Consider the following 22,558-nt stretch of genomic DNA (forward strand, 5'->3'; position numbering starts at 1 on the left):
TCCCCGGTCCTCTGGCCTCTGGTGAGAAGAACAGATTAACAGCGGGCGAGGAACTGGTCAAACATCATGAGGGTCCATAGGGGCGCGCTGAAATCACGCACACCGGACTGATGCTGATCCACAAGCTGCTGCAGATAGTCGGCATCGAAATAGCCGCTGTCTTTCATCCGCTCACTGAGAACAGAGCTGCGGATTTTGTCTTGCAGTTCTTCCCGGAACCAGCGGCCCAGGGGAACGGCAAAACCCATTTTCTTGCGGTACAGGATGTCGTCGGAGAGGCGGCCTTCAAGGGATTTCTTGAAGATATATTTGCCTTCGCTGCCTTTCAGTTTCATGCCGGAGGGCAGGGTAGCGATCCATTCCACCAGCTGGTGATCCAGGAGCGGTACACGCACTTCGAGGGAATGTGCCATGGAGGCCCGGTCCACCTTGGTCAGAATATCGCCGACCAGATAGGTTTTGATGTCCAGGTACTGAATCAGGGACAGGGGGTCATCGGTCTGTGCATCCCGCGCGTGACGTTCAAAGACCTGCAGGGCTTCGTAGTCCTGGAGGTCGCTTTTAAAGCCGTTGCTGAACAGTTTCTCTTTCATGTCTTTTTTGAAGATGGAGACGCCGTAGAAATAGGCCTCCACCGAATTGCGGGCCAAACCCTGGAAAGTGGTTTTAGCGCGCAGGAACCGGGGGGCCCAGTCCATTTTCGGGTAAAGCGCACCGAGAGCGCCGAACAGCGGTTTGCGCAGGCCGTAAGGCAGAAGTTGCCGCGGCTTTTCTTCCAGCATGTGCAGCCAGTAGCGGCGGTAACCGGCGAGGTTTTCGTCCCCGCCATCGCCGGACAGGGCCACGGTGACCCGTTCGCGTGCCAGTTCGCAAACCCGGTAGGTTGGAAGTGCCGAACTGTCCGCATAGGGTTCGTCATAAATATCCATCAGCTTGTCCACAAGGGAGTAGTCGTTGGGATCCACTTCCCGTGTCCAGTGGTTGGTTTTATATTGTTTCGCAACCTCGTTGGCGTAATCGATCTCGTTGAACTTGGGATCGGAAAAGGCGATGGAGCAGGTATTGACCGGTTTGTCGTCGATGGTGGCCATGTCGGCCACAACGGCGCTGGAATCCACGCCGCCGGACAGGAAGGCGCCCAGCGGTACATCCGCGACCATTCGGATTTTGACGGCTTCGCGAATGCGGGCGGAAAGCTCGTCCCTGGCATCGTCAAAGCCGCCCCGATAGGTGACGTCGAAATGCAAATTCCAGTATTGGGTGATTTTCTTGCTGCCGGTGGACATATCCACTGTCAGGGTATGTCCCGGTTCAAGCCGGAAAATATTCTCATAAATGGTGTGGGGCTCCGCCACATAGCCGAGCGAGAAATAGTCCTCCACGCTCTGGGGGCGGATTTTTTTGTCGAGGCCGGGGTAGATGGTCAGGGCCTTGTGCTCTGATCCGAAAATCAGGGTTTCGTCATCCACATTGGCGTAGAACAGCGGCTTGATGCCCAGCCGGTCCCGGGCCAGGAAAACCTTGTTGTTTCGCTTGTCATGGATGGCATAGGCAAACATGCCGCGGATGCGTTTGACGCTTTCCTCGCCCCAGGCATGATAGGCGTTCATAATCACTTCCGTATCGCAATGGGTGCGGAAGTTATAGCCCATGGCTTCGAGTTCCTTACGGATTTCCGGGAAGTTATAGATTTCGCCGTTATAGACAATGCAGACCTGGTTATCCTCGGTATACATGGGCTGCTGGCCGCTGCTCAGGTCGATGATGGAAAGCCGGCGGTGGCCCAGGGCGACACCCCGGTCAATGAACTGACCTTCCTCGTCGGGACCGCGGTGATAAATGGCGTCCATCATGTTTTTCAGAAGCGCCTGGTCAGGGCGTCTGTCCGGTCGGGTGACAATGCCAACGATGCCGCACATGATTTATTTCTTCCCCTTGCTGAAACCGGTTCCAACAGTGATATGCCGGTTTTTTATGATCATAATATGATAAACATGCCGCGTAACTTTTAAAATGTGGTTAAGTCGGTGTTTTTTCGGGAATAATACATGTAATCGTATGGTCCGCAAGATGGATATTGGCGGGCAGCCGTCCGGCCGGGTCTCCGTCCATCTGCAGGGGATGGTCGTGGTTGGATCTGATGGTGATTTCCCGGGCTTCCAGTGTGGTCACGTCGCGTCTGAGCCAGAGCTTGCGGTTGAGGAATGACCAGCTATAGGAAAGTAACGCCCTGAGCCCCTTTTTATGCAGCATGACGACCTGGAAATAGGGCTCGAACAGATCCGCATGGGGCACAAGCACAAGGCTTCCGCCATAGAGCTTGCCCCGACTGACAATGACCGAGGTGGCCTGATACTCCCGGCCGTCCACGGTAACGGTGCACTCCATATCCGGATAGCTGAACATATATTGCAGGAACCGCACGCCATAGGCGGCGCCGCCGATCAGCCGTTTCAGTTTTACGTTTACCCGGTGCACCACATAGCTGTCCAGGCCGCAACTGACCATCAGCAGGAAATGGCGGCCGTTACAGCAGCCGGGGACGATTTCCTGTTTCCGGCCTTCGAGAATGGTGCGGCTTATGGCTTCGGGCGAGGTGCCCAGGCCGATTTCCCGGGCAAAGACATTGACCGTACCCAGCGGCAGGAAGGCCAGCGGGATAGAACTGCCGTACAGGCCGTTCAGCACTTCGTTCAGGGTGCCGTCTCCGCCTGCGGCGACAATGACATCCGGGTGATCCTTGATCGTATCCCGCGCCAGTTCCACCGCATGCCCGGGATGAGTGGTTTCCAGCAGGGTCAGTTCGCAACCGGCCTGGCGGAGATTGCCGATGACCCTGTTGAGCTTGCGAAGATTGCGCCGGCCCGAGCCGGGATTGAAAATAACCGCGATGCGGCGACGCGAGTCGGACTGTATTGGAGCATGCGCGGTCATAAAACCCTCGGGAAAAACCTGTCCTGTCCCCTTAGTAACCAACGAAAATCACGAATACAATTTTTTTCAGGCTGTTCAGGCGTTTTTTGACTTGATCTGGCGACGAATATTTATATTAATATTTATATAAATATTAATATAAAGAGGCAAATTATGAGCGAGGAAGTTTTTCTGGATCTCGGGATCGGTACCCGGCTGAAGAGATTGTATGAGCGGCTGGCTGCCGATGCGGAGCGCATGTATAACGAAAGCGGCCTGGACTTCCGGGTCCGTTATTTTCCTGTAATCTATCCACTTTCCCTGACGGACGGCCAGACCATTGCCGAACTTGCCCAGAAATCGGGCCTCAGTCATTCTGCGGTCAGCCAGATTGTCAAACAGCTGCTTTCCCTTAGTTTTGTGGAAATGGAAACCGGCGAGGATGCCCGCAGTCGCATTATCCGGCTGAGCAACGGCGGCCGGGAACTGGTTGCCCGTTTGACGCCGCTGTGGGGTGACCTGGAAAAGGCTGTCGGTATCCTGCGGTCCGAATGTGAAGCGGATATCCTGCAGGCGATGGAGGAGTTTGAGGCGGCCCTGGACCGCAAACCTCTTTATCGCAGAATCGAGGCGTTACGGTCCGGTAAAAAGGCCGGCACGACAGAGATTGTGCCCTTTCATGTGAAATATGCAGATGCCTGGTTCGAGATCAACCGGGAGTGGCTGGAGACCTGGTTCGAAATGGAGGACGAGGATCTGATCAACCTGCGGGATCCGGAAGGTCAGGTGCTGGCGAAGGGCGGCGAGATATATATTGCGCTGCTGGACGGAGAGCCGACGGGTGTGGTGGCCTTGAAACATCACGGTGACGGCGAGTTCGAGGTCAGCAAGATGGGGGTACTGGAAAAGGCCCGGGGACTTCGTCTCGGTGAGAAACTGCTTTGCCATGTCATCGACCGGTTCCAGGCCCGCGGCGGTCGCCATCTTTATCTGGAAACCAACAAGGTTCTCATTCCGGCCATTCGGCTTTATGAAAAATACGGCTTCCGGGAGGCCCCGCCGAGGGACAGCACACCCTTTGCCCGGGCGGATCACCATATGATCTGGCAGGGCGTGTGATTTCTGCTGGATGAAAGCCGCTGGATCATATAAAACCACAGTATAAAAATGCAAAATAAACTCTGATAAAATAAATGAGGGGATATCAATGAAAACTGTGGGCCTGATTGGCGGCCTGAGCTGGGAAAGCACCGCCACCTATTATAAACTCATGAACCGGATTGCGGCAGAGCGTCTCGGCGGCATTCATTCCGCCAGGCTTCTGATGTGGTCCTTCGATTTTGCCGAAGTGGCGGAGCTGCAGGCGGCCGGCGATTGGGACCGGCTGCATGATCTGATGATCCAGGCCGGAAGAACCCTGCAGGACGGCGGCGCCGATCTGCTGATCATCTGTACCAATACCATGCATAAATGTGTGGACCTGATGGAGGAAGCCCTCTATGTGCCGGTCCTGCATATCTGTGATGTGACGGCGCGGGAAATCCGGCGCCAGGGTTGCAGCGCCCCGATCCTGCTGGGCACCCGATATACCATGGAGCAGGACTTCTATAAGGAGCGGCTGGCCCGCAACGGGGTTAAGGCCGTGATACCGGCAAAGCAAGACCGGGACGAAGTGCACCGGATCATTTATGACGAGCTGTGCCAGGGAAAAATCCTGCCGTCTTCGAAGCAGGCCTATCTGGACATCATCGGCCGCATGGCCGGCGAGGGCGCCGACGGTGTGATTTTGGGCTGCACGGAAATAGGCCTGCTGATCGATCAGGAAGACCTGGCCATCCCCGTGTTTGACACCACCATCCTGCATGCCCGGGCGGCCATGGACCGGGCGATGGAAGAATAAGAGGCTACATCAGCCCCTTTTCACCAAGCCTTTGCTGCATGGTCTGGGCCAGGGTCATCAGGCCGTTGCCGGGCCGGACCATGACTTCGAAATTAACGATCCGGCGCTGATGGTCCCAACTGATCAGGTCAACACCCTTGAGGTTGATCTTGCCGATGTTGGCGGAAAACTCCAGCACCATTTCGTTACCTTCGACAAATTCCCGGTGGTAGGTGAAATTCTCGAACACCTCCACCACGGTGCCGAGGATGCCGAGCGCCGTCTCCCGTCCCTCATAAGGGGTCCAGACAAAGGGCGAATTGAACTGAACGTCCTCATGCAGGAGCCCGGCAAGCAGGGCAAGGTTTTTCGTGAATACGGCTTTGTGCCAGTCGTCCAGACGCGGGTCTGATGCCATGTTTTGTCTCCCGAAGATATATGATGCAGTGTAGCAGCCCCGCCGGGCGGGAACAACCGGTCTCCCTGTATAGGGGGGTGTGTTATATCTTGATGACTCAGGGGGGATATAACAGCAGAATCACCTGATTTCGGTGCAGATAACACAGCCGTAACACACCTGTCTTCCCTCTTGATCGTTCCGTAAGTCATTGAAAATACATAAATTATAAAAAATATTTCAAAAATTATTGACCTTTGTTGTTTAGGTGTTATACATAACTACAACAGCAACTCGATATAACACTATATCAGCTACGGAAAACAAAGGAGAACCAAGATGACTATTTTTACTGACAACATTGACCGCAACAGCTTTCTGGGTCTTGTGACAAACGGTGTGAAGGTCGCCAAACCGAAAGCATTCAAACGGGTGGAAGCAGCATCCATGCTGGCAAGTTTCGCCGTCCTGTCCGCCCTGGTGATCGGCACCATCGCCGCCGGGTCAGTGACCCAGCACAAGATTGAACTGGTTCGTTATGCCCAGGCTGTCCAGCAGCAGAATGTATAATGGAGACGATACCGGAGCGGGGCCGGACAGACGCATCCGCGGGGAGGGAACTTCCCCGTAGCCTGTCAGCCGACAAAGGCGTGGACGATTGCCTGAAAATGAAATATGATAATCGTTCTTAAAAACCCTGCCGGACATGTCCGGTCCCGACATCTGGAAAAAAACACGGTGCTTACACAGACCAAACGCTGGATCTATAACCTGCTCGGTGCGCTGTTCTTTATCACCGGTTTTATCGGCATTTTCCTGCCGGTCCTGCCCACCACCGTCTTTATGATCCTGGCCTTGTGGGCCTTTTCCAACGGTTCCGAAAGATTTCACCAGTGGCTTTATAATCATCCCCGTTTCGGTCCGCCGCTTCAGGACTGGGAGGAGAGGGGGGTTATTCCGCTGAAAGGAAAAGTCACCGCCGTGGCGGTGATGAGCCTGAGCGCCCTTTATCTTGTCTTTCTGTCCGAGGCGCCGGTCTGGGCCATCGCCGCCGCCATCACCTGCATGGTCTGCGTCGCCATATATGTGGTCAGCCGCCCCGGGGCCTGACGACACGCCAAAATAGAAAAACTTTCAAAAAAAACAAAAAAGCCTGAAAAAAAGTTTGGCCGGTTAATCTATGGTTTACCACATGCGAATATTCTAACCAAAGTATTTGAGTTATTTGCAAACAAGTGGTGACTGGCCCATGTTCCGGAGGGATCCCAAGTTCGATAACAAAAAAGTATTGCTTGTTGATGACGACGTGTACCTCAGTAAGATCATCAAATCTGTTCTCGACATACTGGAAGTGGGTTCAGTCACACATGTTAAATCCGTCAAAGCGGGTATTGAACTCTTTGACTCCAAATATTACGACTGCGTCATTGTCGACTGCCTGAAAAACGGCGGCAAGGGCTTCGAGCTCATCCAGGCCGTCCGCGGCGGTTCCGACGACGCCAAAATCCGCACGCCTGTCATCCTTTGCACCGCCTTCACCGAACAGCAGAATATCTACCGCGCCCGCGACATGGGGGTGAATGAAATCCTCGCCAAGCCGGTGTCGCCCGACCAGATTCTGCTCAAGCTCAATTGCGCTCTCTATAGACAGCGTGAATTCGTCCAGGCGCCGGGCTATGTCGGTCCCTGCCGGCGCCGCCGGCAGATCGACTGGGAAGGCCGGGAAGACCGGCGCAATCCGGGCGGCGCCGCCCAGGGGGCGATCCCCGCCGGGAACAAAAAGGAGGCGGCCAATGGGTGAAATGAACTATTCCCCGGCCCTGAAGGCCAAGCTGGAAAAAGCCAACGAGATGCTGGCCGCCGAGGCGGAGAATTATACCCGCATGCTGCAGGCGGACCTGGTGGAGCTTGCTGTGGTGCTGTCCGACCGGGATTATGAGCGGGTGGCGGTTGTCGCCTATAATATTGAAAGCCGGGCCGGGACCTTTGGCTGGCCGCTGGTCACCGGCGCCGCCGGCCTGATGCGGGACCTGATGGAGGAGGGCCGCGCCACAAGCCCGACCATGGCGATCATCCGTGACAGCATGGCCCTGATGGTGCGGGATAATATGAAGGATATGGCGATTGAGGGCCGGGTGTTGCTGGAAACACTGCGCGCCGCCGTCACCAGTGAGATTGGTATCAGAAATACAGGAAAATGAATTCCTGTGCCTGTCGTTGTTCCCGTCCGGCCCCAAGGTCCGGGCGTTCCCCCAAGCCCCGGACGTTGCCCGGGCGGGAACAGCGTTCTTTGGGGGGAGTCACCCATCATTTCTGCGTAGGCGGGATTTCATTACAAGGCAATAAAATTATGATGATCTTCGGAGAAATTATCGTAAAAGTAGTGAAATACTGGAGTATCTGTGACATAAAAGATTAAGACTATGTATGGGAAATGACTAACGAGGGGGAACAAATGTCAGGATATGTACTTGAATCATTGCTGTCTCAGGAGGAATTGAAGTCAGAACTTAGAAATAGGTCGAAGCAATATTTTGAAGCTTCTATTGCGAAGAAAGAATACCCTCTTCATGCCCAGAACGGATGGTATATTGTTCGTGAAAACAAGAATACATTCAGAGTTCGCTTGGATAAGGATAGTCAAGAAAAACTAGAAGATGAGTTCTGGGTCTTATTGACAAAACTAGGTTTTAATGAACTGAATTCCGGGCGTACCTGCACAATAAACGCGAAAAATTTCACACACAAGTTAAACGTGTTGGCGAAAGATGATGAAACGGTAGTTGTTGCGGAATGTATTGTAAGTGAGAAAAGGAAACTAGGTCCCGCGATCAAGAAGATTAAAGGGTATCGTGAAGACGTTGTTAAAGCGATCCACGAGAAATATGGCAGGGAATTTAAGCCAAAATTTGGCTGGCTTTTGGTTACGAGGGATATCACATGGTCCGAGAAAGATTTAGCTGCGGCTCATGAGGCGGATATTTGCCCAATCACAGACACCGATCTAGATTACTTTATTGAGCTAGAAAAACATATAAGAACTGCAGCGAGATTTCAATTCTTGGCGAGTGTTTTTCAAGGAAAAACTATCGACGAGCTCTCGTTAAAAGTACCTGCAACAAAAGGAAAAATGGGGGGTATTCCCTTTTTTACATTTTTAATTTCGCCAGAACATTTGATGAAGGTTGCGTATATTGGCCATAAAAGCAGTAGTCCAGTTGAATCATTGGATACTTATCAAAGAATGTTGAAATCACGGCGTTTGAAAGATATTGCAAAATATATCAATGAGGGTGGCAAGTTCCCAACAAATATTGTTGTGAACTTGGAAACTAAAAGGAAGTTGCAGTTTAATAAAAAAGACGAAATCGGAGGTCTTGCTTTTGGAGAACTTAGCTTGCCTAACTCATATGCAAGTGCATGGGTAATAGATGGTCAGCACCGACTGTATGGTTATGCCTTCAGTGAAAGAGCCTCAGATTCTGTAGTTCCAGTTCTTGCCTTTTTAAATTTGTCACCGGAAGAGCAAAAGGAATTATTTGTCGATATCAATAACAAGCAGGTGAAAGTTCCGAGAAGCTTGTTATTGGATATTTATTCAGAGTTGCACTGGGGTTCAATGGATCCGAGACAATCACTTCTGTCTTTAAGCTCAAAAGTTGTCAAGGTACTCGGAGGTACACAATCCTCTCCCATGTATGAAAGGGTGATTATAGGGGAGCAAAAGAAAACAAATCACCGATGTTTAACCATTACTACAATCGCAGATGCCCTAATAAAGGAGCAGCTGTTGGGTTCAGTAAATGCTACAGGCGATAGGATTAAACCTGGCATTATAGGCGATGAAAATCTCGAGAACGCTTTAAAAAGATCGACTACATTTCTTTCTCTCTATTTCGCTTCATTTAAGAAGGCTCTTTCTGAACAGTGGGAGCTAGGTGATGCCAAAGGCGGATACATTTGCACAAACAATGCAATAGTGGCTCAATTAAAAGTGTTGCGAGCAATATTTGATGTATTGAAAAAAGAAGAAAAGGAAGATTTGCATAAGTTGTCGGTAGATAACTTATATCTGAAGGTTAAGAAGTACCTAGATTCTCTTTTAGAATGGTTAAGGGGACAACCAGAGGACAAGTTTGTATCTCTTCGCTCAAAAGTAGGTTCCAAAGGTCAAATTGCTGTAGGTTGGGAAATGCAACAGGAAATTTTTGAACGAAACTCGAATTTTCTACCGACCGGTTTGAAGGAGTGGATGGCATCTTTTGATAAGGAAGGTACAAAAACAGCCAAGATTTCATTAGATGAGATCCAGTTGGCTTTATTTAACTTTACATTGTCTTCTATTAAGAAAAAATATGGTGATGAAAGCTGGTGGGTGGATGGAATACCAGAAACAACAAGACTAAAATGCGTTAACCGCAGAGAAAGAGAGGGACGAAAATATGACGAAGTACGTTATTTGGATCTAATTGATTATCGGTCAATTGCATTGGACAACTGGGCTGATTGTTTTCATGAGTATTTTTCGATAAGCGATCAAAAAGGAAATAAAGAAAAGCAAACAAAATGGCTGGTTGAGTTAAACGAAATTCGCAAGAAAATCAGCCACCCTGAGAAAGGCTTGTTAACAAAGAAAGAAGTTGAGTTTATTGAAGGACTTAAAAACGAATTAAAAGTAGTATTGCATGATTTTTGGCCCAGATAAGTCGTTTATAGTAAGCCCTAGGAAGAGGGGGCATGTTTGGCTAAAAACATTTAACAATTAACTCCTCGTAAGAGCCTCTTCCTTCTGCTTTGCCGGATATCACGCTGGCCCGTGAAAGTTTGATCAAGTCACCAATATCTCGATACAACTCCATGACGCTTTCATGGTACGCGTTTGTAAGCAATACTTTTGCACCTCGCTCGACCGCTCCGGCAACTGCATCTCTAAGTCTTATTTGGTCATCCCAGGAAAAGAGGGTTTCGTTGTATTTGATAAAGCCATTCAGGTTGTGCTTCACCGTATACGGTGGATCAACGAATAAAAAGTCACCAGATCCTGCTTGATCAATTGCCACTTCGAAGTCGCCACTGATTAGGTCTGTTGATTGAAGGAGTGATGATATAGTCTCGAAATCATCAGTGTCCAGCACTACATTTTTCTTCGTTCCAATGGGTACATTGAATTGTCCCTTGAGGTTGACGCGATAGAGACCATTCCAGCAAGTGCGGTTTAAATAGATGAACTTTGCAGCTTGCTCTATTGGATCAATTGGCGTCGAACAGCGGATTTGATAATAGTAATTCTTAGAGTGCTCTCGGTGGTGAACGTCCAACGCACACTCAAGTGCCTGCCAATTGTCTTTAATGACTTGATAGGTATTGATGAGCTCAGCATTTGAGTCATTCAAGATAGCAGTATGAGGTTTTAGATGGAAGAAAACAGCACCACTTCCCAAGAAGGGTTCAATAAAACGATTGAATTCAACATCAAGTAAATCATGATGTCTTTCTATCAGCCAGCGTTTACCACCAGCCCATTTCAGAAATGGAATAATAATCGGACGATCATCCTGTGTGGAACTATTGCTGCTCATTTCCTCCCCCTCTGACGAAATATACTTATACAACTACTAATTGTCATCAGGTTTTTATTTTCTTGTAGACTAAAACTTCCGCGGCGTGGGCGTATTGCTCTTTTTCCGATACTGCCTTGTGCCCGGTCTTCCCGCCGTGGACCGGCCTGACCCGCGCTTTTGCGGTTTATGCGCCGGGGCAATGCCTAGTTCCGCATCCTCGAGCCGTTTGATCTCGTCCCGCAATCGTGCCGCTTCCTCGAATTCCAGGTTGCCGGCGGCTTCGCGCATGTCCTTCTCGAGCCCGTCGATATAGGCGCGCAGGTTATGGCCGACCAGGTTATTGTCCTCGGTGCCGGTTTCGACCAGTACATGGTCGCCCTCGGCCACACCGTCGAGGATATCGCCGATATTCTTCTTGATGCTTTCCGGGGTGATGCCGTGTTCTTCATTATAGGCGAGCTGTTTTTCCCGGCGGCGGTCGGTCTCGTCCAGCGCCGCCTGCATGCTCCTCGTGATTTTATCGGCATACAGGATCACCCGGCCGTCCACATTACGGGCCGCCCGGCCGATGGTCTGGATGAGGGAGGTTTCTGAGCGCAAAAAGCCTTCCTTGTCCGCATCCAAAATCGCCACCAGCCCGCATTCGGGAATGTCGAGGCCTTCGCGAAGCAGGTTGATGCCGACCAGGATATCAAAGGCGCCGATGCGTAAATCCCGAATGATTTCAATGCGTTCCAGGGTATCTATGTCGCTGTGCAGATAACGGACCTTGAGGCCGTTTTCATCGAGATATTCGGTCAAATCCTCGGCCATGCGCTTGGTCAGCGTGGTGACGAGGACGCGGTAGCCGGCCTCGATGCTGGCCCGGGCCTCATGCAGCAGGTCGTCCACTTGCGTTTCCACCGGGCGGATGTCGCAGGGCGGATCGATCAGGCCGGTGGGCCGGATCACCTGCTCGACGAATTCGCCGCCGGTCTGTTCCAGCTCCCAGTTCCCCGGGGTGGCGGAGACATAGACCGACTGCGGCCGCATGCGGTCCCATTCGTCGAATTTCAGCGGCCGGTTGTCCACACAGCTCGGCAGCCGGAAGCCAAAGTCGGCGAGGGTCTTTTTGCGGGCAAAGTCGCCCCGGCTCATGCCGCCCACCTGCGGCACGCTGACATGGCTTTCATCGACAAACAGCAGCATGTTGCCGGGCAGATACTCAAACAGGGTCGGCGGCGGCTCGCCCGGGTGGCGGCCGGTGAGGTGGCGGCTATAATTCTCGATCCCTGAGCAATGGCCGGTGGCGGCCATCATTTCCAGATCCAGGGTCACCCGTTCGCGAAGCCGCGCTTCCTCCAGGATCTTGCCGTTGGCCTGCAATTCCTTCAGCCGGTCATTCAGCTCGACCTTGATGGTTTTCATGGCCTGTTCCAGGCTCGGCCCGGCGGTGACATAATGGCTGTTGGCATACAGTTTGACCTGCTCCAGGTCCGCCACTTTCTCGCCGGTCAGCGGATCGAACAGGGTGATTTTCTCGAGCTCGTCGCCAAAGAAATCAAGCCGCCAGGCCCGGTCCTCGTAATGGCTGGGGAAAACCTCGATGACATCGCCGCGGACCCGGAACGTGCCGCGCTGGAAGGCCTGGTCGTTGCGCCGGTACTGCAGCTTGACCATCTGTTGCAGAAGCTCCCGCCGGTCGAACTGCATGCCGACCTCAAAGGGGATGGTCATTTCCAGATAGGCCTCGGGCGAGCCCATGCCGTAGATGCAGCTCACCGAGGCAACGATGATCACATCGTCGCGCTCAAACAGGGCCCGGGTCGCGGCATGGCGCATACGGTCGATCTGTTCGTTGATGCTGGCGTCTTTTTCGATATAGGTGTCGGAGCGGGGGACGTAAGCCTCCGGCTGATAATAATCATAGTAGGAGACGAAATATTCAACCGCATTGTCCGGGAAGAAAGACTTCATCTCGCCGTACAGCTGAGCGGCCAGGGTCTTGTTATGGGCCATGATGATGGCCGGGCGCTGGGTCCGCTGGATAATCTGGGCCATGGTATAGGTCTTGCCCGAGCCGGTCACGCCCAGCAGCACCTGGTCACTGAGCCCGTCGTTCAGCCCTTCCACCAGTGAATCGATGGCCGCCGGCTGATCGCCGGAGGGTTGAAACTCGCTCTCCAGGCGGAACGGAATCCCGCCCTCGGTCTTGTCGGGGCGTTCGAATTTGCCTTTTGCCATATTTGACGTTGGCCCGTCGAATGCCATCTGCGGGCGTTCTGACAGGATGTTGCTGTTATTGTCTGATTTTGGGCTCATATCCCCATAATGGGGCTTCGCGGCGGCTTTTTCCAGTACGGTTTTTGAATTTATTTTGTTTCCGGTTGGCGCGGATCAGTCGGGCAGGCACCACCAGCTTTCAACATGGTGGGTGCCGACCTTTTCTTCGTCCAGGAAACGGGAATAGAGCAGGCCGTTTGTGCCCATGGTGGCGACCCACCGCTGCATTTTTTCCGGCAACTGGATGTCATTTCCCTCCCGGAGCGGATGCTGGCGATGGATGATCGGTGTCTGTGTAAAGACATCTGTGCCGAGGACAGTGAGGAATTTGGCTTCAAACCAGTGGGTGAGGAAAAATCCTCCGGTTTTGCCCGTGCCGAGGCCAAATCCGACCCGGATTGTTTTTCCCTGTTCAACGGCTGTGACAAGGTTTTCTTTACTGCCTCGAAGGACCCGGCCGTCCTGGGCAATGGTAACCAGGTGATGGGTGCAGACCCGGGGTGTGGTCCCGGCTTTTGTATTGTCGGCGAGGGCGGGGGAAATTATGCCCGTCACAAACAGGGCGGTACAAAGCAGGCTGATGCAGCTTTTCAATAAGTTCCCGGCCATGTTTCGTCCCCATGTTCCAGTAGGCAATTTTCGTTTCAGCCTGCCATTGAACAAGAAGCAGCGCCAAAGAAAAAGTCTTCTGCGATAAGGGGGCAATAATTTGCGACCGACGCCGGGGGAGTGACCCGGCGGGGTTTTTAAACTTATTGATCAAAGAAGCCGTCGATAAAATCCACTTCGTCCGGGGTGGCGTTCTGCCAGTCCTCCAGCACCCGCCGGTCGGCCTCCAGATTCTCCTTCAGGCTGTCCAGGGTGAGCGTCTGGCCAAAGGCCACTGAACAGTCGCCCAGCAGCCGCCGGACCATCAAATCGCCAAGTTCCCGGCGGTAATGGGCCGGTTCCCAGAACCAGTTCAACGGTGTCTTCCCGGCGTTCAAAACCGGCTCGGTGTGATAGGGGGTGATGCGGCTGAAATCGACAATGTTCACCCCGTCGCCATAATCCTCGAAAGTGGTGAGCGCCATTTTCCATTTCTCGAACTCCCCCCACAGTCCGGCGCGTTCGATCACCTGTAGATACTGGATATGATAGGGATTGATGAAAATATGCACCTCTATGTCCCGGGCGCGCAGCTCCGTCACAAAACGATCAAGCAGGGCCAGTTCGTTGGACCAGTGCCCGGCCTTGTAAAAGGCCTGCCATTTTTTCCGGGTGAAACTTTTCACAAGCTGCGGGTTTTTCTGCTTATAAAGGGTCATCACCCCTTCCTTGCGGGTGTTCCAGGCCATATCGTTGCCCGGGTTGAAGCCGTCGGGTGTGAGGGTGCTGCCGTGGGTTTTTTGGCCCATAAGTGTACTGACGCTGTCCAGAACCCCGCTGAGGGAGATGAGCGGCATGGCCAGGTCCCTGACTTTCTGAAGGCCATAGTCCGGGTTTTTCGTGCCGTCCCAGTGATATTTTTTCCGCTTGTCATAATCTTCAGGGGCAGGGGGCCAGTCCCGGGGACGGTCGTCCGGCGCCACCAGAAAATCCAGGAAATCGACGCCGATCAGCACGGTTTGGATTTTTTTGTCCCGCACGATATCCAGGGCATAGCCGTACTGCATGCCGATCGAACTGCCGGGCAGACCCAGGTTAAAGGCCTTCTGACCGCGGGCCCTGAACAGTTCATGATCCGGATCTATGCCCATTTCCACCCGGCTGTTGCCGACAATCAAAACGTCCATGTCGGTGCGGTGGGCCACATGCAGCCGGGCCTGGCGGGAATGGGGGCCGGCCTCGGGCTTGACGGCATTAAAGCCTTCTTTCGGCGCATGGCCATACATCAGGTAGGGGTCGGTCACATATGTCAGGGTCGCCGCAGCGGCCAGAAACAGAAGGACAAAGGCCAGCCAGAAAAGGAAGAATTTTTTCATGCTCATGATATCGCCTCCCGCCCTAGAACTGGAAATAAAGGAATTCGGAAATCTGGCTCAGGGCCAGTATTCCGGTAACGGTCAGGAAGGCACAGACGGCGGCCCAGCCGGGAGAGGGGCGGAATTTGATCCGCCGCATCAGAAGACTGTCGCTCATCAGGCTGTATCGGGCATCTTGCTCTGAAGGCACCTGGTTATAGGCGGGCTCGAATTTTTCCATGATCTGCTGGGTATTGGGCAGCAGAAGCGCCGCCGGCAGCAGGGCGATGATCCAGATCCAGGTCCAGACGAAGTCGCTGCCGCCGCCAAGGGAGAAGTGGACCCCGAGCCCGGTGAGCGCCTCTTTCAGCGGGCCCAGGTGCACGGCGATGCCGTTGGGGATGCTGATATGGCTCATGCCGCTCATGCCTTTCAGGATCACAGCGGCGGTATCGTAATTTTCCGCCCGGAAGAACACCCAGCCCACTACCACGGCGATAAAAGTGATGGCCCAGGCGCAGCCGCGCCACAGGCAGGAGTTATTCAGTCCCTCCCAGCCCAGCATACGGACCACATAATGCCAGCCGTGGTTGACGACCAGATAAAAACCATGCAGGGCGCCCCAGATAACGAAGGTCCAGCCGGCCCCGTGCCACAGGCCGCCGAGCAGCATGGTGGCGCTGAGATTGACATAGCGCCGGGCCTTGCCCTTGCGGTTGCCGCCGAGCGGGATATAGACATAGTCGCGCAGGAAGCGGGAAAGGGTCATGTGCCAGCGCCGCCAGAATTCGGTGATGCTGAGCGATTTATAGGGCGAATGGAAGTTGAGCGGTAGCTTGATGCCAAATAGCCGCGCTGCACCGATGGCCATATCCGAATAGCCGGAAAAGTCGAAATAGAGCTGCAGGGTATAGGCCAGTGCCCCGCCCCAGGCCTCGAAAAAACCGATCTCTGCCCCGCTGTCGGCTGCATTGAACACCGGCGTGGCATAGGCGGCAACCCCGTCCGCCAGCACCGCTTTCTTGAACAGGCCCATGGAGAAGATCATCAGGCCGATGGTGATATTGTCGAGCCTGAGGCGCATCTTCTCGTCCCGCATGAACTGGGGCAGCATTTCCTTGTGATGGACGATGGGCCCGGCGATCAGCTGCGGGAAAAAGGTCACAAACAGGGCGTAATGGAGGAATTTATATTCCTTAGTGATGCCCTCATAGGCATCGACCAGATAGGCGATCTGCTGGAAGGTGAAGAAGGAAATGGCCAGCGGCAGGATGATGGTGCCGATCTGCCAGTCAAGGCCGGTCAGGGCCGCCACATTTTCCACGAAAAATCCGGCATATTTGTAATAGCCGAGCAGCCCCAGGTTAAAGACAATGCCCAGCGTCAGGATGCTCTTTTTTTGCAGGCGGCCCGCAACACCGTTGCCCAGCAACCGGCCGACAGCGAAGTTGACCGCCATGGAGAGGATAATCAGGAACAGATATTTCGGATTCCACCAGCCGTAAAAGAACAGCGAGGCCAGCACCAGAACGCCGATGGCTTTCTCGTGATCGAAGCGCGAAACCAGGAAAAACAGCGCCACCGTTGCCGGTAAAAAGGCAAAAATAAATTCATAGGAATTGAAAAGCACGTTATCCGCCCCTTTTGTGTTTCTCACCGTTTCTTAGCGCGGTAATATAAATATATGATAAACAAAGAGGAATTTTCCTCAAACCATAATAGTCTGATCCTGTGATATTTCTTTCCTCTTTTTGTGAAACTTCCCTTGCAGAAAGTTTCGAGTTTTCGTACGTTCGCGCACGAAATTGACTGTTACCACAACAACAGAAGACCACCACAGAAAGGGAAAGAAATGGCCTTTATCGCAGACTCCTTAAGCCGTGTGAAACCTTCCCCGACCATTGCTGTGACGACCAAGGCAGCCGAATTAAAAGCTGCCGGCCGCGACGTGATTGGCCTGGGCGCAGGGGAACCTGACTTTGATACTCCCGATAACATCAAGGCAGCCGCCATCAAGGCCATTAACGAGGGCAAGACCAAATATACCGCGCCTGACGGCACGCCCGAACTGAAACAGGCGGTGGCCGCCAAGTTCAAACGGGAAAACGGCCTTGACTATGCACCGAACCAGGTGACCATCAACAACGGCGGCAAGCACACTTTGTTCAACGCCCTGATGGCAACCATCAACCCGGGCGATGAAGTGATCATCCCGGCCCCTTACTGGGTATCCTATCCGGATATGACCCTGCTGGTCGGCGGCAAGCCGGTGATCGTTGAGTGCACCCAGGAAAATAATTTCAAGCTGCAGCCGGCGGACCTGGAAGCGGTCATCACGCCGAAAACCAAATGGGTGATCCTGAACAGCCCGTCCAACCCCACAGGCGCGGCCTACAGCCGGGACGAGCTCAAGGCGCTGACCGATGTTTTGCTGAAACATCCCCATGTCTGGGTGATGAGCGACGATATGTATGAGCATCTCGTCTATGACGGTTTCGAGTTCACCACCCCGGCCCAGGTCGAGCCCAAACTTTATCACCGCACCCTGACCGTCAACGGCGTGTCCAAGGCCTATGCCATGACAGGCTGGCGTATTGGTTATGCAGCCGGTCCGGTGGAGCTGATCAAGGCGATCGGCAAGATCCAGTCCCAGACCACCTCCAACCCCTGCAGCATTTCCATGGCTGCGGCGGTCGAGGCGCTGAACGGTCCCCAGGATTTCCTGAAAACCCGTGGCGAGGCCTTCAAGACACGCCGCGACCTGGTGGTGCGTATGCTGAATGATGCCGAGGGTATCGAATGCGCGACACCGGAAGGGGCCTTCTATGTTTACCCGAGCTGCGCCGGCATGATCGGCAAGACCACACCGGACGGCAAGGTGCTGAACAATGACGAGGATGTGGTCTCTTATCTTCTGGAAGCAGAGGGCGTTGCCGCGGTGCATGGCGAGGCCTTTGGCCTGAGTCCCCACTTCCGGGTGTCCTACGCGACCAGTGAAGAGGCGCTGACCGAAGCCTGCACCCGTATCCAGCGAGCCTGTGCCGCACTGAAATAAGCGGGATTACATAGCAGATTTTTCAAACCCCTGCCGGATCACCCGGTGGGGTTTTTTTTGTATCACCGGGGGGATCGGCTAAAGTTGGTGCACTTCTTGCTTGTAGAATGGTATTTAATGTTTCACAGGGAGGGGTTAATGACGATCAGCGCTATTTCTTCAAATGCTTACTGGGTGACAAATTCTGTAAAAAACGACCTGAAACAGCCGGGCACAGCAACTTTTTCCGGTAAGAGAAGTGCTTCTTCGGCCTCACCAGCCGCCCGTGAAGCGGCGACTGACCTTGCCAATTCTGCCGGGCAGAATATACCCATGTCTTCTGCGCTCAGCGGGGCAAGCAACGCGGTGCTGTTGGCATTCCAGGAAATGAACTCGTCTTCCCGGCCGGAAGGTCTGACCGATTCACAATGGCTTACGCAACTGACCGCGCATCTGGGCGCCTCGGATTATATATACGCAAAACTGGCGCTCAGGGACCAGCAGGCTGAAAAACAGCTTGCGTCCGGCGAAGCCGGCGACACGATCAAAGTCAACTTTCAGAACCACACCTTTACAGTGATGGGTAAGGTTATGCAGGCGTCCTCTCTTAAACCTGTTGAGTCCCTGTCGTCCTGAAATAAGCGGACCGGAAACTTATAAAGAAAACCCCCTGCAGTCATAGGGCCGCAGGGGGTTTGTTTTTGGTTGCTATTGACGGCAACCTTGGGGGAACTGTTATTTATTCGGCGGACAGCTGACCGTCGGTGATGACAAGATTTTCCTCGCCCTCGACCGAAAAGGCGCTGCCGGTCTCTGTTACTTCCACATAGCAGTCATGGCACAGGTCCCGGATTGTCTCATGGGCGCCGATCGTAATGGTTTTGTCTATTTCTCCGGCTTCCACATAAATTTCGTGAGCCATGTCATCATTGTTTTTCAGATCCGCGCTGACAGCCGGAGTGGCGGCCAGAAGGGCCAGGACTGCACTGAAGGCAAAGGCGATTTTGGTCATGTGTCTTGTTCCGTTTAATTCCATAAAAGATAGGTGGAATTAATGCGCCGACAGGAGATGAAATAAAGAGAATTTATTCGATAACTATTATGCGGAAAACCAATAGGAAACGGACCCGGGGGATGTTCCTCAACAAAGACCCGGTTTATCTATTTGAAAATTAAATAATATCAATAAAATAAATTCGCTTTTCGAATAGCGTGCCGTGCGGAATAGTGATGATGAAAAAGAATTATTTTTTCAAACAGGAACGCATTCAATGAAGCATCAAAGCGCAAACGGCAAATACGGAACCGCCAAAAAAGACAACGGTTACAGAGTCGATTATCACGAGGATGAAGAGGACTACCGGGAAAACCGGAAGAAAAGGCTGGACCTGTCCCGCCGCCAGTCCCGCCAGGACAAATATCGCGACAAGGACTAAAGTCTGATTTGAGGGTCAGCGATCAGGCAGGCCGGGAAGTGCCGACCTGATTTTTTCGATTCCTGACAGGATAAGCTCCATCAGTTCGCTGTCATTTTCCTCGTTATACATCACATAGGCGGGGTAGGTGAAATGGGGCGCGTTCTCGACGATTCTCAGCCGCCCGCCTGCAATTAGCGGTGCTGCTGTCCGTTTCGGGAAATATCCGCTTGAGGGGATGCCCAGAAGATAGTTGATCCCCAGGGTGCCCACATCCAGTGAAACGCCCGGGACATCAAGATCGGGAAAATTGAGGGCATGGTCGCCCTGAAATTCCGGCCCCCAGTTCACATAGACATAATCATGGTCGAAAATATCAAGTCCGGGATCAAGCGAGGTGACCAGGATAATTTCCTCGTCCAGGATCTGCCGGACCCGGAACCCCGGGCGGTTTTCCGGCCGGTACATGACGGCGATATCCAGGGAATTGTCGATCAGGTTGCGGATCAGGTCCGGGGCATTGCCGCTTTCCGTTCTGATTGCAACTTCCGGCGCATGGGCGCGCATCCAGGGCAGCAGATTAAGCAGGAAGCCGTCCCACAGGCTGACCTGGGCGCCGATTCTGAGGATGCTTTCCTGCTCTTCGCCAATCCCCACATCAAGCCGCGCCTGGTCCCAGATTCTTGTCAGCCCCATGGCGTGTTTCAGAAACTGTTTGCCGGCGGGTGTCGGGGTTGCCCCCTGCTTGTTGCGGTCAAACAGGCTGGTGCCGATCTGGTCCTCAAGATTGCGGATGCGGATACTGACCGTGGACTGGGTCACATTGACCCGTTCGGCGGCAGCCAGGAAGCTACCGGTTTCATATACTGCAATGAAGGTTCTGACTTGGGCAATATCCATGACAGCGTCGCTCTATATATTCAATAATCGCATATGAAATATAGAATAAATTCGCTTTATTGATAATAAAAAAATGCAGTAAATGCCGTATTTTATTTCAACCGGGGGCGGCGTCGGCAGGCGGGGACCCCCTTGTGGGCGCTGCACAGAATGACAAAAAAAAATCAACCCGAACGACGAACGTTAGGTCCGGTTCCCGACCTTGAACGGCATCTGCCCAACAACTGGTGGCAGTCACTTTTTAATTCTCTTTACCTCAAGACAGATGGCGATGTGGTGGAAAACCATGTCAATACAGCGCGGGAAGTTGATCTTCTTGCGGAAAAACTGGCTCTTGAGCCGGCAGACAGAATTCTTGATCTGTGCTGCGGACAGGGACGGCACTCCCTGGAGCTTGCCTCCCGCGGGCTCCAGAATGTGTCCGGTATCGATCGGTCCCGCTATTTGATCCGGCTAGCCCGCAAGCGTGCAAGGGACCGGAATCTGCAGGTAAAATTCAGGGAAGGGGACGCCCGTAAAATTCCCACATCCGAGCGAAACTATGATGCGGTTGTCGTTATGGGGAACAGCTTCGGTTATTTTGCGCAGGAAGAGGACGATCTCACGGTTTTGCAGACCATTCTCAGATGCCTGCGTCCCGGTGGGAAGGTTGCCCTGGATATCACCGATGGTGCCTGGATCAAATCCCATTACGAACCGAGGTCCTGGGAATGGATTGATGAAAATCAGTTCGTCTGTCGGGAGCGGTCTTTGTCCGCTGACGGCGACCGGCTGATCTCCCGCGAGGTGATTGTTCATGCTGAAAAAGGCGTGATTGCCGACCAGATTTATGCGGAACGTCTTTATTCCCGTGACCGGATCGAGGACCTGCTGAAGCGGGCAGGTTTCAGGGATATTGTCTTCCACCAGCAGATTTTTGCCGATTCAGACCGCGGAGAAGACCTGGGCATGATGGAGCGGCGCTATTTCCTGACCGCGATTTCCAACGTAAACGTTGCCGACGCGCCGCCTGAGGAAAAAATCAAAAAGATCACCGTCCTGCTGGGCGATCCCCGTCAGCCTGATGCGGTCAAGAAAAGCGGTGTTTTCAGTGATGAAGACCTGGCAACCGTTGGCAGGCTGAAGGATGCCCTGTCCGGACTCGCGGAATTCGAATTCAATTATCTTGATGATCATGGCGCCTTGATCGGTCAGTTGGCAGGAAAGGGACCGGAGTTTGTCTTTAACCTGTGTGATGAAGGGTATGCCAACGATCCTCTGAAAGAGCTGCATGTGCCGGCGCTTCTGGATATTTTCGGTGTGCCCTATTCCGGGGCTGCTGCGAATGCCTTGTCTTTGTGTTACAACAAGTCTCAGGTCCGGGCCATTGCGGCCATGTATGATATTCCGGTACCGCTGGAAACCTACTTTGACCAGGATGATTTTGCCGCCACCGTTCCGGCGGTTTTCCCGGCGCTGATCAAGCCCTGCCTCGGCGACAGCAGCGTCGGTATTACCCGTGACGCCATAGTTTATACGGTCGACGAGGCCATTGATTATCTGTCTTACCTGCGCTCGGTGCTGCCGGATCAGCCCTATCTGGTTCAGGAGTTTCTGTCCGGACGGGAGTTCAGTGTCGGTCTGATCGGTAATCCGGGGACGGGGCTAAATGCCCTGCCGGTACTGGAAGTGGATTACAGCGGGCTTGCCCCCGAACTGCCACGAATTCTCAATTATGAATCCAAGTGGGATCCGCAGTCTCCTTACTGGACGGACATTAAATATCACCAGGCTGAACTGTCCGAGCAGGACGCCCGCAACCTGATCGGATGGTCCTGTATCCTGTTCGAAAGGCTGAACTGCCGTGACTACGCCCGCTTTGATTTCCGGGCCGATGGCGAAGGCGTGATCAAGCTTCTGGAGGTAAACCCCAATCCGGGCTGGTGCTGGGACGGCAAGCTTAATTTCATGGCAGGTTATGCAGGAATGACCTATGGGGATATGCTGCGGCGTATCCTCGAGGCTGCCCTGCAACGGTATAACCTGGAAAACCGGGCCTGATTTCCGGCAGTTATTTTTTGCTGCGTTTCACTCCCCTGTTTATAAACGTGGGACGGCGTCGATGGCGATTGACCAGGATCAGTGACGGTTGGTGGATAGTTGTTATTGTTCAGCGGTTCGCTATAATGGGAATGTCAATATATTCAGCCGGTTGCTTGTTTTATAGTCGTTCTAAACTATATATTAAGTAACGGATTTACGAGAGGAGATGAAT

At 53.1% G+C, this 22,558-nt stretch carries 21 protein-coding genes; 11 read left to right on the plus strand and 10 right to left on the minus strand.

Going from position 1 to position 22,558, the window contains the following annotated elements:
• Positions 1 to 35 precede the first annotated feature (35 nt).
• Together ACN0YD_RS04405 and ACN0YD_RS04410 are read right to left on the minus strand one after the other, a co-directional pair.
• Complete coding sequence (locus tag ACN0YD_RS04405) at positions 36 to 1,919, minus strand: XrtA/PEP-CTERM system amidotransferase (protein ID WP_417317434.1); 1,884 nt, start codon at positions 1,917 to 1,919, stop codon at positions 36 to 38.
• A gap of 100 nt (positions 1,920 to 2,019) precedes the next feature.
• Entirely contained in the window at positions 2,020 to 2,934 is a 915-nt protein-coding gene (locus ACN0YD_RS04410; RefSeq protein ID WP_417317435.1) for a diacylglycerol/lipid kinase family protein, read from the minus strand.
• Positions 2,935 to 3,087: 153 nt separating this feature from the next.
• On the opposite strand from ACN0YD_RS04410, the gene ACN0YD_RS04415 reads away from it, so the two are divergent.
• Together ACN0YD_RS04415 and ACN0YD_RS04420 are read left to right on the plus strand one after the other, a co-directional pair.
• Positions 3,088 to 4,032: a bifunctional helix-turn-helix transcriptional regulator/GNAT family N-acetyltransferase gene (locus ACN0YD_RS04415; protein WP_417317436.1), complete on the plus strand. Its 945-nt coding sequence runs from the start codon at positions 3,088 to 3,090 to the stop codon at positions 4,030 to 4,032.
• An 88-nt stretch (positions 4,033 to 4,120) separates the two neighbouring features.
• Positions 4,121 to 4,813, plus strand: coding sequence for an aspartate/glutamate racemase family protein (locus ACN0YD_RS04420; protein ID WP_417317437.1), 693 nt, complete (start codon positions 4,121 to 4,123; stop codon positions 4,811 to 4,813).
• Between the two features lie 4 nt (positions 4,814 to 4,817).
• On the opposite strand, the gene ACN0YD_RS04425 is transcribed toward ACN0YD_RS04420, so the two are convergent.
• On the minus strand, positions 4,818 to 5,210 hold the full coding sequence (locus ACN0YD_RS04425; protein ID WP_417317438.1) for a nuclear transport factor 2 family protein: 393 nt from the start codon (positions 5,208 to 5,210) through the stop codon (positions 4,818 to 4,820).
• Positions 5,211 to 5,528: 318 nt separating this feature from the next.
• On the opposite strand from ACN0YD_RS04425, the gene ACN0YD_RS04430 reads away from it, so the two are divergent.
• The 5 genes from ACN0YD_RS04430 (at position 5,529) to ACN0YD_RS04450 (ending at position 9,894) form a co-directional block, all read left to right on the plus strand.
• On the plus strand, positions 5,529 to 5,759 hold the full coding sequence (locus ACN0YD_RS04430; protein ID WP_417317439.1) for a hypothetical protein: 231 nt from the start codon (positions 5,529 to 5,531) through the stop codon (positions 5,757 to 5,759).
• A gap of 105 nt (positions 5,760 to 5,864) precedes the next feature.
• Positions 5,865 to 6,299 carry a YbaN family protein gene (locus tag ACN0YD_RS04435; RefSeq protein WP_417317440.1) on the plus strand — a complete coding sequence of 145 codons (435 nt, stop codon included), beginning with the start codon at positions 5,865 to 5,867 and terminating at the stop codon, positions 6,297 to 6,299.
• Positions 6,300 to 6,438: 139 nt separating this feature from the next.
• Positions 6,439 to 6,990, plus strand: a complete 552-nt coding sequence (locus ACN0YD_RS04440) for a response regulator (RefSeq protein ID WP_417317441.1) — start codon at positions 6,439 to 6,441, stop codon at positions 6,988 to 6,990.
• Entirely contained in the window at positions 6,983 to 7,390 is a 408-nt protein-coding gene (locus tag ACN0YD_RS04445; RefSeq protein ID WP_417317442.1) for a hypothetical protein, read from the plus strand. Before ACN0YD_RS04440 ends, ACN0YD_RS04445 begins: the two co-directional genes overlap by 8 nt.
• Before the next feature lie 254 nt (positions 7,391 to 7,644).
• Entirely contained in the window at positions 7,645 to 9,894 is a 2,250-nt protein-coding gene (locus ACN0YD_RS04450) for a DGQHR domain-containing protein (RefSeq protein ID WP_417317443.1), read from the plus strand.
• 40 nt (positions 9,895 to 9,934) lie between these two features.
• On the opposite strand, the gene ACN0YD_RS04455 is transcribed toward ACN0YD_RS04450, so the two are convergent.
• The 5 genes from ACN0YD_RS04455 to ACN0YD_RS04475 all read right to left on the minus strand — a co-directional run bounded on the left by ACN0YD_RS04455 (position 9,935) and on the right by ACN0YD_RS04475 (position 16,585).
• Positions 9,935 to 10,768 carry a DNA adenine methylase gene (locus tag ACN0YD_RS04455; RefSeq protein WP_417317444.1) on the minus strand — a complete coding sequence of 278 codons (834 nt, stop codon included), beginning with the start codon at positions 10,766 to 10,768 and terminating at the stop codon, positions 9,935 to 9,937.
• Between the two features lie 69 nt (positions 10,769 to 10,837).
• Positions 10,838 to 13,000, minus strand: a complete 2,163-nt coding sequence (uvrB, locus tag ACN0YD_RS04460; RefSeq protein ID WP_417318844.1) for an excinuclease ABC subunit UvrB — start codon at positions 12,998 to 13,000, stop codon at positions 10,838 to 10,840.
• A 126-nt stretch (positions 13,001 to 13,126) separates the two neighbouring features.
• Positions 13,127 to 13,621 (minus strand): hypothetical protein, encoded by a 495-nt coding sequence (locus ACN0YD_RS04465; RefSeq protein WP_417317445.1) that lies wholly within the window; start codon positions 13,619 to 13,621, stop codon positions 13,127 to 13,129.
• Positions 13,622 to 13,764: 143 nt separating this feature from the next.
• Positions 13,765 to 14,982: a hypothetical protein gene (locus tag ACN0YD_RS04470; RefSeq protein ID WP_417317446.1), complete on the minus strand. Its 1,218-nt coding sequence runs from the start codon at positions 14,980 to 14,982 to the stop codon at positions 13,765 to 13,767.
• A gap of 16 nt (positions 14,983 to 14,998) precedes the next feature.
• Positions 14,999 to 16,585: an MBOAT family O-acyltransferase gene (locus tag ACN0YD_RS04475; protein WP_417317447.1), complete on the minus strand. Its 1,587-nt coding sequence runs from the start codon at positions 16,583 to 16,585 to the stop codon at positions 14,999 to 15,001.
• Positions 16,586 to 16,807: 222 nt separating this feature from the next.
• Between ACN0YD_RS04475 and ACN0YD_RS04480 the strand changes: the two genes are divergently transcribed.
• On the plus strand, positions 16,808 to 18,010 hold the full coding sequence (locus ACN0YD_RS04480) for a pyridoxal phosphate-dependent aminotransferase (RefSeq protein WP_417317448.1): 1,203 nt from the start codon (positions 16,808 to 16,810) through the stop codon (positions 18,008 to 18,010).
• A gap of 138 nt (positions 18,011 to 18,148) precedes the next feature.
• Positions 18,149 to 18,625, plus strand: a complete 477-nt coding sequence (locus ACN0YD_RS04485; RefSeq protein WP_417317449.1) for a hypothetical protein — start codon at positions 18,149 to 18,151, stop codon at positions 18,623 to 18,625.
• A gap of 103 nt (positions 18,626 to 18,728) precedes the next feature.
• On the opposite strand, the gene ACN0YD_RS04490 is transcribed toward ACN0YD_RS04485, so the two are convergent.
• Positions 18,729 to 19,001, minus strand: coding sequence for a hypothetical protein (locus ACN0YD_RS04490; RefSeq protein ID WP_417317450.1), 273 nt, complete (start codon positions 18,999 to 19,001; stop codon positions 18,729 to 18,731).
• A 259-nt stretch (positions 19,002 to 19,260) separates the two neighbouring features.
• Here ACN0YD_RS04490 and ACN0YD_RS04495 point away from each other — a divergent pair, with 259 nt between their 5' ends.
• Positions 19,261 to 19,425: a hypothetical protein gene (locus ACN0YD_RS04495; RefSeq protein WP_417317451.1), complete on the plus strand. Its 165-nt coding sequence runs from the start codon at positions 19,261 to 19,263 to the stop codon at positions 19,423 to 19,425.
• 15 nt (positions 19,426 to 19,440) lie between these two features.
• On the opposite strand, the gene ACN0YD_RS04500 is transcribed toward ACN0YD_RS04495, so the two are convergent.
• Entirely contained in the window at positions 19,441 to 20,304 is an 864-nt protein-coding gene (locus ACN0YD_RS04500) for a LysR family transcriptional regulator (RefSeq protein WP_417317452.1), read from the minus strand.
• 150 nt (positions 20,305 to 20,454) lie between these two features.
• On the opposite strand from ACN0YD_RS04500, the gene ACN0YD_RS04505 reads away from it, so the two are divergent.
• On the plus strand, positions 20,455 to 22,344 hold the full coding sequence (locus tag ACN0YD_RS04505) for a methyltransferase domain-containing protein (RefSeq protein ID WP_417317453.1): 1,890 nt from the start codon (positions 20,455 to 20,457) through the stop codon (positions 22,342 to 22,344).
• The last annotated feature ends 214 nt before the right edge of the window (positions 22,345 to 22,558 follow it).

The organism is Emcibacter sp., assembly GCF_048269205.1.
Taxonomy (GTDB): Bacteria; Pseudomonadota; Alphaproteobacteria; order Sphingomonadales; family Emcibacteraceae; genus Emcibacter.

Bases quoted from the DNA above. Each gene is read 5' to 3' on its own strand.
- ACN0YD_RS04405 (WP_417317434.1), bottom strand. From the start codon at position 1,919: ATGTGCGGCATCGTTGGCATTGTCACCCGACCGGACAGACGCCCTGAC.
- ACN0YD_RS04410 (WP_417317435.1), bottom strand. From the start codon at position 2,934: ATGACCGCGCATGCTCCAATACAGTCCGACTCGCGTCGCCGCATCGCG.
- ACN0YD_RS04415 (WP_417317436.1), top strand. From the start codon at position 3,088: ATGAGCGAGGAAGTTTTTCTGGATCTCGGGATCGGTACCCGGCTGAAG.
- ACN0YD_RS04420 (WP_417317437.1), top strand. From the start codon at position 4,121: ATGAAAACTGTGGGCCTGATTGGCGGCCTGAGCTGGGAAAGCACCGCC.
- ACN0YD_RS04425 (WP_417317438.1), bottom strand. From the start codon at position 5,210: ATGGCATCAGACCCGCGTCTGGACGACTGGCACAAAGCCGTATTCACG.
- ACN0YD_RS04430 (WP_417317439.1), top strand. From the start codon at position 5,529: ATGACTATTTTTACTGACAACATTGACCGCAACAGCTTTCTGGGTCTT.
- ACN0YD_RS04435 (WP_417317440.1), top strand. From the start codon at position 5,865: ATGATAATCGTTCTTAAAAACCCTGCCGGACATGTCCGGTCCCGACAT.
- ACN0YD_RS04440 (WP_417317441.1), top strand. From the start codon at position 6,439: ATGTTCCGGAGGGATCCCAAGTTCGATAACAAAAAAGTATTGCTTGTT.
- ACN0YD_RS04445 (WP_417317442.1), top strand. From the start codon at position 6,983: ATGGGTGAAATGAACTATTCCCCGGCCCTGAAGGCCAAGCTGGAAAAA.
- ACN0YD_RS04450 (WP_417317443.1), top strand. From the start codon at position 7,645: ATGTCAGGATATGTACTTGAATCATTGCTGTCTCAGGAGGAATTGAAG.
- ACN0YD_RS04455 (WP_417317444.1), bottom strand. From the start codon at position 10,768: ATGAGCAGCAATAGTTCCACACAGGATGATCGTCCGATTATTATTCCA.
- uvrB (WP_417318844.1), bottom strand. From the start codon at position 13,000: ATGGCATTCGACGGGCCAACGTCAAATATGGCAAAAGGCAAATTCGAA.
- ACN0YD_RS04465 (WP_417317445.1), bottom strand. From the start codon at position 13,621: ATGGCCGGGAACTTATTGAAAAGCTGCATCAGCCTGCTTTGTACCGCC.
- ACN0YD_RS04470 (WP_417317446.1), bottom strand. From the start codon at position 14,982: ATGAGCATGAAAAAATTCTTCCTTTTCTGGCTGGCCTTTGTCCTTCTG.
- ACN0YD_RS04480 (WP_417317448.1), top strand. From the start codon at position 16,808: ATGGCCTTTATCGCAGACTCCTTAAGCCGTGTGAAACCTTCCCCGACC.
- ACN0YD_RS04485 (WP_417317449.1), top strand. From the start codon at position 18,149: ATGACGATCAGCGCTATTTCTTCAAATGCTTACTGGGTGACAAATTCT.
- ACN0YD_RS04490 (WP_417317450.1), bottom strand. From the start codon at position 19,001: ATGACCAAAATCGCCTTTGCCTTCAGTGCAGTCCTGGCCCTTCTGGCC.
- ACN0YD_RS04495 (WP_417317451.1), top strand. From the start codon at position 19,261: ATGAAGCATCAAAGCGCAAACGGCAAATACGGAACCGCCAAAAAAGAC.
- ACN0YD_RS04500 (WP_417317452.1), bottom strand. From the start codon at position 20,304: ATGGATATTGCCCAAGTCAGAACCTTCATTGCAGTATATGAAACCGGT.
- ACN0YD_RS04505 (WP_417317453.1), top strand. From the start codon at position 20,455: ATGACAAAAAAAAATCAACCCGAACGACGAACGTTAGGTCCGGTTCCC.